The organism is Novosphingobium sp. LASN5T, from assembly GCF_003856955.1.
Taxonomy (GTDB): Bacteria; Pseudomonadota; Alphaproteobacteria; order Sphingomonadales; family Sphingomonadaceae; genus Novosphingobium.
This window is the reverse complement of record NZ_RQSI01000004.1, coordinates 135118-147869: the sequence shown is the minus strand read 5'-3', so window position 1 is coordinate 147869 and position 12752 is coordinate 135118. Positions and strand designations below refer to the sequence as shown.

General features: G+C 69.4%; 13 protein-coding genes. 8 read left to right on the top strand and 5 right to left on the bottom strand.

Annotated features, from left to right (window positions below; genetic code table 11):
* The first annotated feature begins 50 nt into the window (after nucleotides 1-50).
* Both EH199_RS05055 and EH199_RS05050 read left to right on the top strand, forming a co-directional pair.
* On the top strand, nucleotides 51-350 hold the full coding sequence (locus tag EH199_RS05055; RefSeq protein ID WP_124808179.1) for a hypothetical protein: 300 nt from the start codon (nucleotides 51-53) through the stop codon (nucleotides 348-350).
* 109 nt (nucleotides 351-459) lie between these two features.
* A complete protein-coding gene (locus EH199_RS05050) occupies nucleotides 460-726 on the top strand; it encodes a hypothetical protein (protein ID WP_124808178.1) in 267 nt (88 codons plus the stop codon).
* Here the strand turns inward: EH199_RS05050 and EH199_RS05045 are convergent.
* Nucleotides 677-1426 carry a helix-turn-helix domain-containing protein gene (locus EH199_RS05045; protein WP_124808177.1) on the bottom strand — a complete coding sequence of 250 codons (750 nt, stop codon included), beginning with the start codon at nucleotides 1424-1426 and terminating at the stop codon, nucleotides 677-679. The two genes, EH199_RS05050 and EH199_RS05045, sit on opposite strands and share 50 nt — an antisense overlap.
* A gap of 100 nt (nucleotides 1427-1526) precedes the next feature.
* On the opposite strand from EH199_RS05045, the gene EH199_RS05040 reads away from it, so the two are divergent.
* From EH199_RS05040 to EH199_RS05015, 6 genes are read left to right on the top strand one after another with little or no spacing between them, the layout of a single operon-like run.
* Nucleotides 1527-2444 carry an SDR family NAD(P)-dependent oxidoreductase gene (locus EH199_RS05040; RefSeq protein ID WP_124808176.1) on the top strand — a complete coding sequence of 306 codons (918 nt, stop codon included), beginning with the start codon at nucleotides 1527-1529 and terminating at the stop codon, nucleotides 2442-2444.
* A 17-nt stretch (nucleotides 2445-2461) separates the two neighbouring features.
* A complete protein-coding gene (locus EH199_RS05035) occupies nucleotides 2462-3637 on the top strand; it encodes an acyl-CoA dehydrogenase family protein (RefSeq protein ID WP_124808245.1) in 1176 nt (391 codons plus the stop codon).
* 14 nt (nucleotides 3638-3651) lie between these two features.
* Entirely contained in the window at nucleotides 3652-4863 is a 1212-nt protein-coding gene (locus tag EH199_RS05030) for a CoA transferase (RefSeq protein WP_124808175.1), read from the top strand.
* Complete coding sequence (locus tag EH199_RS05025; RefSeq protein ID WP_124808174.1) at nucleotides 4863-6074, top strand: acetyl-CoA C-acetyltransferase; 1212 nt, start codon at nucleotides 4863-4865, stop codon at nucleotides 6072-6074. The genes EH199_RS05030 and EH199_RS05025 overlap by 1 nt, the downstream gene beginning before the upstream one ends.
* The gene (locus EH199_RS05020; protein WP_124808173.1) at nucleotides 6071-7660 is read left to right on the top strand and encodes an acyl-CoA dehydrogenase family protein; all 1590 of its coding nucleotides are present in this window, start codon (nucleotides 6071-6073) and stop codon (nucleotides 7658-7660) included. The genes EH199_RS05025 and EH199_RS05020 overlap by 4 nt, the downstream gene beginning before the upstream one ends.
* A gap of 16 nt (nucleotides 7661-7676) precedes the next feature.
* Nucleotides 7677-8525 carry a MaoC family dehydratase N-terminal domain-containing protein gene (locus EH199_RS05015; protein WP_124808172.1) on the top strand — a complete coding sequence of 283 codons (849 nt, stop codon included), beginning with the start codon at nucleotides 7677-7679 and terminating at the stop codon, nucleotides 8523-8525.
* A gap of 24 nt (nucleotides 8526-8549) precedes the next feature.
* On the opposite strand, the gene arfB is transcribed toward EH199_RS05015, so the two are convergent.
* The 4 genes from arfB to pabB form a co-directional block, all read right to left on the bottom strand.
* Nucleotides 8550-8969: an alternative ribosome rescue aminoacyl-tRNA hydrolase ArfB gene (arfB, locus tag EH199_RS05010; protein WP_124808171.1), complete on the bottom strand. Its 420-nt coding sequence runs from the start codon at nucleotides 8967-8969 to the stop codon at nucleotides 8550-8552.
* Complete coding sequence (locus EH199_RS05005; protein WP_124808170.1) at nucleotides 8962-9618, bottom strand: RluA family pseudouridine synthase; 657 nt, start codon at nucleotides 9616-9618, stop codon at nucleotides 8962-8964. The genes arfB and EH199_RS05005 overlap by 8 nt, the downstream gene beginning before the upstream one ends.
* A gap of 94 nt (nucleotides 9619-9712) precedes the next feature.
* A complete protein-coding gene (locus EH199_RS05000; RefSeq protein ID WP_124808169.1) occupies nucleotides 9713-10903 on the bottom strand; it encodes a pyridoxal phosphate-dependent aminotransferase in 1191 nt (396 codons plus the stop codon).
* Nucleotides 10900-12696 (bottom strand): aminodeoxychorismate synthase component I, encoded by a 1797-nt coding sequence (gene pabB / locus EH199_RS04995; RefSeq protein WP_124808168.1) that lies wholly within the window; start codon nucleotides 12694-12696, stop codon nucleotides 10900-10902. The genes EH199_RS05000 and pabB overlap by 4 nt, the downstream gene beginning before the upstream one ends.
* Nucleotides 12697-12752 lie beyond the last annotated feature (56 nt).

Sequence of the window (12752 nt, the reverse complement as noted above, 5' to 3'; positions counted from 1 at the left end):
CCGCCACGCCGATAGAACGCGCCCGAACGGAAATACAGTAGAGGGACCCCATGAAGAAGATCGCCTTCACCGCAATCGCCTGCGCCGCCGCCCTTTCGCTCAGCGCGTGCGGCAAGTCCGAGGACGCCACCGAAGCCGCCGCCACCGACAACGTCGAGATGCCGGCCGAGGAACTGCCCGCGGTCGATACCTCGGCTGCCGCCGCGCCGGTGGAAGCGCCCGCCGCCGATGCCACGCCGCTTTCGGCCGAAGATGCCGCGCGCAACGCAGCTGACAGCGCCGCCGCCGCCGCTGCCGACGTCAAGAAGGCCGCCGCCGACGCCGCAGCGGACGCCGAAAAGAAGATGTGATTCCGTGCGCCCCGACCGCACCGGCGGGGCGCGGCACGGATTCTCGAGAACGAAGGGGGCGGCAGATGGGAATCTCCGCCCCTTTTCCTTGCCTTTCCGGAGTATCGCGATGCGCGCCCTGAAACCCGCCCTCAACCGGGCGCCGTATCTTCTCCCGCTGCTAGCCCTGGCGAGCTGCGGCCAGAAGGACACCGATCCGGGGCCGGGCGGCGTGACCGTGGGCGAAGCCCGCGCGCTCGACGAAGCCGCCGAAATGCTGGAAAAGCGGCCGGCCCCACCCACGACGGACGCGGACGTGCCACAGGCCAGCGCCAGCGCGGCCGCCGCTACCCCGCCGGTTCAGGCCTCAGCTCGGGCCGACGCGCCAGCGCACTGAGCGCCCGCCCCAGCTCGTCGAGCGCGGCCGCGTCGCGCGATCCGGCGAAGATCGTTGCCGAAAGGCAGAACCGCACCGGCGCAGCGGGCACGACGACGCCCACCGAACAGACGCCGGCGTGAATGTAGCCGTCGTCCACCGCATAGCCGCGCTGGACCGCTTCGGCGACCTGACCCAGCCAGGTGGTGAAGCCCAGCGGGGTACGCCAGCGCACCCTTGCGAAGCGGGCGGCGAGATCGTCCCGGCCCAGCGCTTCCGCCGCCGCCAGCGCCCGCCCGGCGGCACCCCCGCCCAGCGGTTGACGCTGGCCTTCGACCATGTGGATGCGGGTCTCCGCCCCGCTTTCGCCCAGCGCGATCAGCGACAGGCGCTCCCCGGCCTGCACCTGCCATAGCCCGGCGGTGGCGTCGTGCGCGGCAGCGAACCGCGCCAGCAATGGCCGGACGCGAGCGGCGAAACGCGAAACCGCGTTCGCCTGCAGCACCCCAAGATCGCCCCAGCCCGCCGCCAGCCGGTAGCGCTTGCCGCCGGTATCGCGATCGACCGCCCCTTCGGCCACCAGCGTGCGCAGCAGATTCAGTCCGCTCGAGGGGCTGAGACCGGTTTCCCGGCAGATGTCGGACAAAGTCAGCGCTTCGCGCACAGCCAACAGGCGCAGAATGGTGAACCCTTGGGAAAGCGAGCGGACAGGACCGGACATGAAGGCATCATATTTTTCATGATGATGAAAAACAATTCCCAATATTGAATTTATCCGCCTGCACGGTTAGCTTCGGCATCGAACCGACTGGAGAGAATCGTTGTCCGGAATCCTGGAAGGCAAGGTCGTCGCGGTAACGGGTGCGGGCCGTGGCATCGGTCGCGAAATCGCACTGCTCTGCGCCCGGCATGGTGCGGCCGTAGTGGTCAACGATCCCGGCGTGGCGCAAGGCGGCGACGGCGGCGATGCGGGGCCCGCGGACACCACCGTCAACGATATCCGCGCGGCGGGCGGCAAGGCCTGGGCCAACCTCGCCAACGTGGCCGACCCCAAGGCCGCCGCCTCGATCGTCGAGGATGCGGTGCAGCGGTTCGGGCGGATCGACGCGGTGGTGAACAACGCCGGCATCCTGCGCGACACCATCTGGCACAAGATGTCCTACGAGGACTGGACCAGCGTGATCGACGTCAACCTGACCGGCGCGTTCAACGTTTCCAAGGCGGCAACGCCCTATTTCCGTGAGCAGCAATCGGGCAGCTTCATCCACTTCACCTCCACCAGCGGGCTGATCGGCAACGTGGGGCAGGCCAACTATTCGGCGGCCAAGCTCGGCCTTGTCGCCCTGTCGCATTCGATCGCGCTCGACATGGCGCGCTGGGGCGTGCGCTCGAACTGCATCGCGCCGTTCGCATGGAGCCGGATGACCGCCTCGATCCCCGCCGAAACGCCCGAACAGAAGCTGCGCGTCGAACGGATGAAGACGATGAGCGCGGACAAGATCGCCCCGCTGGTCGCCTATCTCGCCTCCGATGCCGCGAAGGACGTGACCAACCAGATCTTCGCGGTGCGCAAGAACGAGATCGTGCTGTTCAACAAGCCGCGCCCGGTCCGTTCGATGGTCAAGCTGGAAGGCTGGACGCCCGAAGCGATCGCGGAGGAGCTGATCCCCGCGTTCCGCCCCGCCTTCGCGCGGGCCGACGAGGTTTCGGCCCACGTCTTCCCCTACGATCCGGTTTGAGGAGAGGCCCGGTGAGCATGGTGAACCCCGGCATGGATGCTGATGTCTTCGAACAGTTTCTCGACCAGCTGAAGCGCTATGTCCGCGAACGGCTGGTGCCGGCCGAAGCCGACGTGATCGCGCACGATCGCATCCCCGACGATCTGCTGGACGAAATGCGCGAGATGGGTCTGTTCGGCCTGACCATGCCCGAGGAATACGGCGGCGCGGGCATGAACGTGTCGCAGTATATCGAGACCATCCACACGCTGAGCTATGCCATGCCGGCCTACCGCTCGATCGTGTCGATCAACCTCGGCATGGTCTGCTCCGCGATCAAGAACGGCGGCACGGAGGAGCAGAAGGCCACCTGGCTTCCGCGCCTCGCCGCTGGCGAGATCGCCAGCTTCGGGCTGACCGAACCGGGATCGGGATCGGATTCGGCGGGGCTGCAGACCACGGCCGTGCGTTCGGGCAACGGCTATGTGCTCAACGGCACCAAGCGCTACATCACCAATGCCCCTTTCGCGAAAGTCGCGCTGATCATGGCGCGCACCGAGAAGGAGAACCTGCCCCGCAACGCGCATGTCTCGGCCTTTCTCGTGCCGATGGACACGGCCGGCGTCACGGTGGGCAAGTCCGATAAGAAGATGGGCCAGTCCGGCAGCCACATCGCCGACATCATCCTGGAGGATGTGTTCGTCCCCGGCGATGCGTTGCTGGGTGGCGAGGAAGGCAAGGGCTTCGCCACGGCGATGCAGAGCCTCGACAACGGCCGCCTTTCGGTCGGCGCAGCCAGCACCGCCTATGCCCGGCGCATCCTGGATACCGCCGTGCGCTATGCCACGGAACGCAAGGCGTTCGGCGAACCGATCGCCAACTTCCAGCTGATCCAGGCGATGCTGGCGGACAGCCACGCCGAAATCTACGCCGCCGAATGCATGATGCGCGATGCCATCCGCAAGGCGGACGAAGGGCGCAAGATCCTGCTCGAAGCCGCCGCCTTCAAGATGTTCGCCAGCGAGATGTGCGGCCGCGTTGCCGATCGCTGCGTGCAGGTCCACGGCGGTGCGGGCTACCTCGCGGAGTACGAAGCCGAACGCTTCTTCCGCGACAGCCGCATCTACCGCATCTACGAAGGCACCACGCAGATCATGCAACTGGTGATCGCCAAGCAGATGCTGCGCGATTTCGCCGCCGGCGCGCAAGGCTGAGGGGGACGCAGCGGGTGTACGATCTCCTTGGCGGCCTGTCGGTGATCGAGGCGTCGTCGTTCGTCGCCTCGCCCACCGCTGGTCTCTATTGCGCGCAGATGGGCGCGGACGTGATCCGCGTGGACCAGATCGGCGGCGGCCCGGATTTGCGCCGCTGGCCGGTCACCGCCAACAACGATTCGCTCTATTGGGAGAATCTCAACCGCGCCAAGCGGTCGGTCGCGCTCGATCTCGCCCGGCCCGAAGGGCGCGCGCTGCTGCAGGAGCTGATCCGCGCGACAGGCCAGGTCATCACCAACTTCCCGGTCGGCGGCTTCATGGCGCATGACATGCTGGCACAGGGCCGCGCGGACCTGATCACCGTGCGCGTGATGGGCTGGGCGGACGGCTCGCCCGCGCTGGACTACACGGTCAACAACGCGGTCGGCTATCCGATGATGACCGGCCCCGGCCCGGACCCGGTCAACCACGTCCTGCCCGCGTGGGACCTGTTGAGCGGCGCCTATGCCGCCTTCGCGCTGCTCGCCGCGATCCGCAAGCGCGAAACTTCGGGCGCGGGCGGCGAGGTGCGGATTCCGCTGTCCGACGTCGCCATCGGCACCGCCGCCAATCTCGGCAGCGTGGCCGAAGTGCTGTACGAAAACGCCAACCGGCCGCGCCTGGGCAACGCCGTCTATGGCCTGTTCGGACGCGATTTCATGACCGCCGACGGCGTGCGCACGATGATCGTGGTGGTTACCCCCCGCCAGTGGGCCAATCTCGTCACCGCGCTGGACCTTGGCGGTGCCATCGCCGCGATCGAGGCGGAACGCGGCGTGTCCTTCGCCAAGGACGACGGGCTGCGCTTCACCCACCGCGATGCGCTCTATCCCCTGTTCGAACGCGCGATCGGCGCGCGCGCGCACGCAGACCTGGCCGCCGCGTTCGATGCCGCCGGAATCGTCCATTCCGCCTATCGCACGATGCTGGAAGCGGTCGAGGATCGCGCGCTGGTGGCCGACAATCCCGTGTTCGGCGCCTGCGACAACCCCAGCGGCTTTACCTATCCGGCGGCGGGCGCCTTCGCCACGCTGCCCCAGGCCGACCGCCAGCCGCCCCGGCCCGCCCCGCGCAACGGCCAGCATTCCGAAGAAGTGCTGGCCACGCGGCTCAACCTTTCGTCGGGCGAAATCGCCCGCCTGATCGATGCCGGCATCGTCGGCACCGCCCCAACCGGAGAATCCTGATGACCCTGCGCCGCGCCGCCATCGTCGCCCCGATCCGCACCCCCGTCGGCAAGTTCGGGGGGGCGCTGTCCGGCCTCACCGCCGGCCAGCTCGGCGCGGTGATCCTCAAGGCACTTGTCGAACGAACGAAGATCGATCCCGCGCGGGTGGACGATGTCGTCTTCGCGCAAGGCTATGGCAGCGGCGAAGCGCCGTGCATCGCGCACTGGTCGTGGCTGGCGGCGGACCTGCCGCTGGAGGTGCCGGGCTACCAGCTCGACCGGCGCTGCGGATCGGGCCTGCAGGCGATCGTCAACGCGGCGATGATGGTCCAGACCGGCGCTTCGGACGTGGTCGTGGCCGGCGGCGTCGAATCGATGTCCAACGTCGAGCACTACACCACCGACGTGCGCAAGGGCGTGCGCGCCGGCAGCCTGACGCTGCACGACCGGCTGACGCGCGGCCGCGTGATGTCGCAGCCGGTGGAGCGCTTCGGCGTGATCACCGGCATGATCGAGACGGCGGAAAACCTCGCCAAGGACTATGGCATCACGCGCGAACAGGCCGATGCCTATGCCGTGCGCAGCCATCAGCGCGCGACGGCGGCTTGGGCCAGCGGCCTGTTCGCCGATGAACTGGTGCCGGTGCCCGTGCCCCAGAAGAAGGGCGATCCGGTGCTGTTCGATCACGACGAAGGCTATCGCCCGGACGCCAGCCTGGAAACGCTGGGCAAGCTGCGCGCGCTGGAAGGCGGCGTGGTGACGGCGGGCAACGCCAGCCAGCAGAACGACGCGGCGGCCGCCTGCCTGATCGTGGCCGAGGACAAGCTCGCCGAACTGGGCCTCGAACCGATCGCATGGTTCCATTCGTGGGCCGCCGCCGGCTGCGATCCCAGCCGCATGGGGATCGGCCCGGTCCCGGCGGTGGAGCGCCTGTTCGCGCGCACCGGCCTCGGCTGGTCCGACATCGATCTGGTGGAACTGAACGAAGCCTTCGCGCCGCAAGTGCTGGCCGTGCTCAAGGGCTGGGGCTGGAGCGAGGACGACAGCCGCAACGCAATGCTCAACGTCAACGGATCGGGCATCTCGCTCGGCCATCCGATCGGCGCCACCGGCGGGCGCATCCTTGCCAACCTGACGCGCGAACTGGTGCGGCGCGGCGGCCGCTATGGCCTCGAAACGATGTGCATCGGCGGCGGGCAGGGCATCGCCGCGGTGTTCGAACGGGCGTGACGACACAAGCCGCGCTGGAGGCCGCGCGCGCCTATCGCGCGGCGGCTCAGGGCGCCCTGGCCGACCGGCTGGCGACGCGGCCGATCGACGCCGAACAGCGCGCCGCGCACGGCTTCGCCTGGGTGGCGACGAGCGTGGCCGCGCTCGAAGCGATCCACGGCTGGCTGGCTGCCAATGACGACACCAACCCGGTCGACGCACTGGTCGGCCGACTGGCCTTCGCCGAAACGCTGGCCCAGCTCGTCGGCGGGCTGCCGATGGGGCAGAACGAGCTGTTCCGTCCGGCGGACCTTGGTCTGGGGCAAGCCGCGCGCGCGCTGGCGGAAGCTTGCGCCGGCCTGCTCGATGCCGATCACGCCGCCACGCGCGGCGCCCTCGTCGCCGCGCTCGCCGACGGGAAGTGGCCGAGCGAGACCTTCCACGATCCCGATCTCGACGCGATCCGCGACCAGTTCCGCAAGTTCACCGAGGCGGAAATCCTGCCGCACGCGCACCAGTGGCACCTCGCCAACGCGCTGATCCCCGATGCCACGGTGCAGGCGATGGCCGATCTCGGCACGTTCGGCGTGTGCATTCCCGAAGCGTTCGGCGGACTGGGCCTCAACAAGCTGGTGATGTGCCTTGTCACCGAGGAGCTTTCGCGCGGGTGGATCGGTGCCGGTTCGCTCGGCACGCGCTCCGAAATCGCCGGCGAGCTGATCGCGATGGGCGGCACGGACGAACAGAAGGCGCACTGGCTGCCCCGCATCGCCAGCGGCGCGGTGCTGCCGACCGCCGTGTTCACCGAACCCGATGTCGGATCGGACCTCGGTTCGTTGCAGACGCGCGCGCGGCTCGACGGCGAAGACTGGGTGATCGACGGAGCGAAGACCTGGATCACCCACGCCAGCCGGTCCGACCTGATGACGCTGCTGGCGCGCACGGTGCCGGACGCGAAAGGCTATGCCGGCCTGTCGATACTGCTGGTGCCCAAGCCGCGCGGAACCGAAGCCGATCCCTTCCCCGCCCCCGGCATGACCGGCAGCGAGATCGAAGTACTGGGCTATCGCGGGATGCGCGAATACGCGCTCCAGTTCGACGGAATGCGCGCGCCGGCCGACGCCCTGCTCGGCGGCGAGGAGGGCATGGGCTTCAAGCAGTTGATGCGCACCTTCGAAGGCGCGCGCATCCAGACCGCCGCCCGCGCCGTGGGCGTTGCCCGCCGCGCGCTGGAGCTGGGGCTGGACTATGCCTTGACGCGCCGGCAGTTCGGCAAGGCGATCGTCCACTTCCCGCGCGTGGCCGACAAGCTGGCGATGAGCCTCGTCGATTTCGTCATGGCCCGCGAACTTTCCTACGCCGCCGCGCGCGCCAAGGATTCGGGCAAGCGCTGCGATATCGAGGCCGGCATGGCCAAGCTTCTGGCGGCGCGCGCGGCGTGGTCCAACGCCGATGCCGCGTTGCAGATCCACGGCGGCAACGGCTATGCGCTGGAATACGAAATCAGCCGCGTGCTGTGCGACGCGCGCATCCTCAACATCTTCGAAGGCGCGGCCGAAATCCAGGCGCAGGTGATCGCGCGCGGCCTGGTGGGCGGACGCAATTGAAAGGCGGATCAAGCCGATGAGCGAATGGGCGGCATGGGTCGGGCGGGAGGAAACCCGGTCCGACCGGGTGGACGCGGGGCTGGTGGGGCGCTGGTGCGCCACGCTCGACCGCGCGGCCCCGGTCGGTGGCGCGGCGCCGCAGGGCCTGCACTGGTGCCTGTGCCTGCCCGATGCCCCCACCGCCGCGCTGGGGCCGGACGGCCACCCCCGCCGCGACGACGGCCCGGAGGGCTTCCTGCCCCCGGTGCCGCTGCCGCGCCGGATGTGGGCATCGAGCAAGGTCGAGTTCCTGCGCGCGCTGCGCGCGGGCGAAGCGGTCGAGCGGCGTTCGCGCGTGCTGTCGGTAACGCCCAAGCAGGGGGGATCGGGCCATCTGGTGTTCGTAGACGTGGCGCACGAGACGCTGGGCGATGGCGTGCCCGCCGTGCGCGAGGTGCAGTCGATCGTCTATCGCGAACCCGCGCCCGCCGGCACCCCGCCCGCCCCGCCGCCCCTGGGGGAAGGCCGGTTCGATCCTGCGGCATGGGATGCGGTGCGCACGGTGGAGCCGGATGCGGCGCTGCTGTTTCGCTATTCCGCGCTCACCTTCAACAGCCACCGCATCCATTACGACCGGCCTTACGCCACGGGCGAGGAAGGCTATCGCGGGCTGGTCGTCCACGGGCCGCTGACCGCCACGCTGCTGCTCGATCTCGCCCGGCGGCAACTGGGCGACAACGTGCTGGAACGCTTCGCCTTTCGCGGGCTTTCGCCGGCCGTGGCGGACGAGCCGCTGCACCTTGCCTTCCGCCGCGCGGACGCGGGATACGAACTGGGCGCCTATGCCGCCGATGGCCGCGCGGTGATGGGAGCGACCGCCGGATAGGGACATAGCAGAGGCAGCACCGCTTCAATCCAGCCGCACCTTGCTGCGCCCCGCCTTCACCGCGCCGCGCTTCTTCTTGCCTTCCAGCCGTGCGGTCTTGCCCACGCGGTTGAGGCGGGACTTGGCGCGCTTTTCCGGCAGGTTCGTCGCCTCGCGCAACAAGTCAGCCAGGCGCTTGCGCGCATCCTCGCGATTGGCTTCCTGCGTGCGGTGGCTGCGCGCGGTCAGCACGATCTCGCCTTTCGCGGTGAACTTGCTGCCTGCCAGTTCCTTCAGGCGGTGGAACACCGGCGGCGAGAGGCGCAGCGCGAACACGTCGAGCCGCACCTGCACCGCCGTCGCCACCTTGTTGACGTTCTGCCCGCCCGGCCCGGCGGCCGCGATGAAGCTTTCCTCGATCAGCGGCAGCGCCCGGGCGATGATCTGGTCGGCATCGTCAGCCAAGATCGAATCCCAGCGCGTGAAAATCCGGCGGCAAGGGCGACTGCGCTTCGATCGGCGGCTTGCCTTCACGCGGGACGGTGAGCGCGGCGGCGTGCAGCATCGTCCGCTTGGCGCCCTTGCCGTTTCCGTACACGGGATCGCCCACCAGCGCATGGCCCAGCCCCGCCAGGGCGTGCACGCGGATCTGGTGGGTGCGGCCGGTTTCGGGGCGGAATTCCACCAGAGTCAGCGCGTCGCGCCGATCCACCACCCGCCAGTGGGTGACGGCGGGCTTGCCCTTCTTGGCCGGGATCATCCGCCAGCCGTCCTTTTCGGTGCTGACCTTGGACAGGCTGAGGCTCACCGTACCGCTTTCCCCCTCCACCGGCCCCGCGACCACGCCCAGATAGACCTTGCCCACCTGCCGCGCCTCGAACGCGGCGGAAAAGCGCTTCAGCGCCTTGGGATTGCGCGCCAGCAGCAGGCAGCCCGACGTATCGCGATCGAGCCGGTGGACCGGGAAAGGTTCGCGCTGGAAGCCGAACCGCAGATCGTCGAGATGATCCTCCAGGCACGGGCCGCCCGCGCGCGGCCGGTCGAGCGGCAGGCCAGCGGGCTTGTCGATGACCAGCGCTTCGCCGTCTTCAAACAGGATGGAGAAATCGATCATCGCGCAAAAATCCGTTCATGCTGGGCTTGGCGAAGCGCGCACGCCCGCGTGCCGTCTGTGACCGGCTCGGGGTGAACCGCAACGGGCGGCAGGATCATACCACGGCGCCGGCAATGCGCCGCAAGGCTTCTTCCAAAGTCGCCTCGTCGGCCGCAAAGCTGATGCGGAAGCCGTCCCGGCCGCCAAATGCCGAAGCCGCGACCACGGCGACGCCGTGCTCCAGCAAATGCAGGCACAGCGCCTCGTCCGCGTTGGGGCTTTCGCCGCCGAAGCGCGCCATCAGCGGCGCGGCATCGACCATGCAATAGAACGCGCCATCGGGAACCGGGGTGGAAAGCCCCGGAATCGCGTTGATCGCGGCCACGCACAAGTCACGCCGCGCGCGGAACCGTTCGCGCCAGGCAAGCAGAAAATCCTGCGGGCCTTCGAACGCGGCAACGGCGGCGGCCTGGCTGATCGAGGCGGGATTGCCCGAGGAATGCGATTGCAGCCGCGCCATGGCGTTGATCAGCCATAGCGGCCCGGCGGCGACGCCGATGCGGAAGCCGGTCATCGCGTGGCTCTTGGATACGCCGGACACGGTCAGCACGCGATCGGCCAGGTCCGGGCATTCCACCGCCAGCGTGGCGTGCGCGCCCGCGCCATAGCGCAGCGGCGCGTAGATATCGTCGCTCATCACCAGCACGCGCGGGTGGCGGCGCAGCACCTCGCCCAGCGCACGCAATTCCTCGGCCGGATAGGTGGCGCCGGTGGGATTGCCGGGGCTGTTGAGCAGCAGCCAGCGCGTGGCGGGCGTGATCGCGGCCTCGAGCTGCGCGGCGTTGATGCGAAAGCCCCCGTCCGCCCGCGTCGGCAGGTCCACCACCTTGGCGCCGGCGAAGCGCACGATTTCCGGATAGCTCACCCACCACGGACTGGGGATCAGCACCGCGTCGCCCGGATCGAGCGTGGCGAGCAGCGCGTGGAAGATCGCCTGCTTGCCCCCGGCGCTGACGATCACTTGCGCCGGCGGAACGACGATGCCGAGATCGCGCTCGAAATGGAGCGCGGCCGCCGCGCGCAGCCGGGCCGATCCGGCGACGGCGGTGTACTTCGTGTCGCCCGCGTCGAGCGCGTCCTTCGCCGCCTGGACGACATGGGCGGGCGTGGCGAAATCGGGCTCGCCCACCGACAGAGAGATGATGTCGCGCCCTTCGGCCCGCAGCGCCATGGCGCGATCGGTCATGGCGGTGGTGCGCGACGGCGCGATGCGCGCCAGCGCGCGGCTCAGGGCGGAGTCGGTCATGCCTGTTCGCCGAGCAGCCGCGCCGGCAGCAGGCCACGCAGCGCGTTACCAATGAAGAAGCCGCCGGACAGATCGGTCAGCGTCAGGTCGGCCTCCGCCGCGCGCCCGCTCTCGATCAGGTTGCGGCGCAGCACGCCCGGAAGCAGGCCGTGTTCGGCACGCGGCGTAAGCAGCAGACCCTCCCGCTCGACGAAAAGATTGGTGAAGCTGCCTTCGGTCAGCAGCCCGTCATCGCGCAGGAACAGCGCCTCGCCCGCGCCGGCCGCCTTCGCCGCGCGCAGTGCCGCTTCGTAGAAGCCGCGATCCGATGTCTTGTGGCGCAGCCGCCAGTCGCCCTCGGCCACCGGCAGCGGCAGCACGGCGCACGCCACCGGTCCATCGGCGGGCGCGGGCAGCGCCGATGCCTCCAGCGCCAGCGCGCCGGCCTTCGACACCACCAGCCGCACTTTCGACGGCGCTTCCAGATCGAAGCACAGCGCGTGGATGGCATTGCGCGCGGCATGACGATCGAACGCGAAGCCCAGTACGGCCGCGCTCGCCTTGATGCGTTCCAGATGCAGTTCGAGCAGCGCGATGCCCTGCGCGGGATCGAAGGCCATCGTTTCGATAAGATCGGCATTGCCGGCGGACAGGCGCAAGAAATCCCCCTTCACCACGCATTCCCGCCATTCGCCCAGCATCGCGGAATCCGCCACGACCGCCGAGCCCACCCCCATCACCGCGCGGTCCGTCCGGGGATCGAGGCGCACCGTGCGGATTGCCACATTGAACGCCGCATCACCAGAGGGGTCGATCCGCCCGAAAGCACCACAGTAGGGGCCACGCGCATCGCGTTCGGCCGCGTCGATCAGCTCCATCGCGCGAATCTTGGGCGCGCCGGTGATCGAGCCGCACGGGAAGATCGCCCGCACCAGTTCGCGCGCGCCGGTGCCCGCCGCTAGCCGGGCGCGCACGGTGGTGACCATCTGGTGGACCGTGGGATAGCTCTCGATCGCGAACGGCTGCTCCACCCGGACGGTGCCGGGCACCGCCACGCGCGACAGGTCGTTGCGCATGAGGTCCACGATCATCAGGTTTTCCGCGCGGTCCTTGGCGTTGCCCGCCAGCCCGGCGCGGAACGCCTCGTCCTGTCCGGGCGTTTCGCCGCGCGGCGCGGTGCCCTTCATCGGGCGGACCGTGGCCAGGCCGTCCTTCAGTGCGAAGAACAGTTCGGGCGAGAACGACAGGTGCCAGTGCGATCCATCCCAGCACACCCCGCCATAGCCGGCGCGCGCATCGCGGCGGATCGCGGCGTAGATCGCCAGCGGATCACCATGCCAGCTTCCGCCGAGCGGAAAGGTCAGGTTCGCCTGATAGATGTCGCCCGCGCGGATCGCTTCCTGCACCCGATCGAACGCGCGGCCATAGCCGCCGATCGAGACTTGCGGATCGAGCGGACCAAGGTTGCCGGGGCCTGCGCCGTGCCGCTCCAGCCAGTTCTCCACCGCATCGGCGGGAATGGTCTCCACCGCCGCGAAGCGCGCGAACCACACCAGCGGCCCGGTTGCGCCGGTGCGCGCGGCGGCCAGCGGCATAAGGCGCGGCTCCAACGCCAGCCCGGCCTCATAGGCGATATATCCGGCCCATTCGCCCGGTTCGGCACCGATCCGGGCGAGCGCCGGCGCCACGTCCTCCGGCCGGCGCGCGACCACGATCTCCAGCGGGTCGCGATAGACGCGCGCGTCGCTGGCCCCACCGTTGCGAGCATCGTCGCTGCGGGCATCGTCAAGCAGGATGAAAGGCGTCTGGTCCATGGCCGGTGGCGCGCGCTTTAGCGGCACACCGCCGCGGATGCAAAAACCTCTCGCAC

Bases quoted from the DNA above. Each gene is read 5' to 3' on its own strand.
- pabB (WP_124808168.1), bottom strand. From the start codon at position 12,696: ATGGACCAGACGCCTTTCATCCTGCTTGACGATGCCCGCAGCGACGAT.
- EH199_RS05000 (WP_124808169.1), bottom strand. From the start codon at position 10,903: ATGACCGACTCCGCCCTGAGCCGCGCGCTGGCGCGCATCGCGCCGTCG.
- EH199_RS05025 (WP_124808174.1), top strand. From the start codon at position 4,863: ATGACCCTGCGCCGCGCCGCCATCGTCGCCCCGATCCGCACCCCCGTC.
- EH199_RS05045 (WP_124808177.1), bottom strand. From the start codon at position 1,426: ATGTCCGGTCCTGTCCGCTCGCTTTCCCAAGGGTTCACCATTCTGCGC.
- EH199_RS05005 (WP_124808170.1), bottom strand. From the start codon at position 9,618: ATGATCGATTTCTCCATCCTGTTTGAAGACGGCGAAGCGCTGGTCATC.
- EH199_RS05035 (WP_124808245.1), top strand. From the start codon at position 2,462: ATGGTGAACCCCGGCATGGATGCTGATGTCTTCGAACAGTTTCTCGAC.
- EH199_RS05015 (WP_124808172.1), top strand. From the start codon at position 7,677: ATGAGCGAATGGGCGGCATGGGTCGGGCGGGAGGAAACCCGGTCCGAC.
- EH199_RS05055 (WP_124808179.1), top strand. From the start codon at position 51: ATGAAGAAGATCGCCTTCACCGCAATCGCCTGCGCCGCCGCCCTTTCG.
- EH199_RS05050 (WP_124808178.1), top strand. From the start codon at position 460: ATGCGCGCCCTGAAACCCGCCCTCAACCGGGCGCCGTATCTTCTCCCG.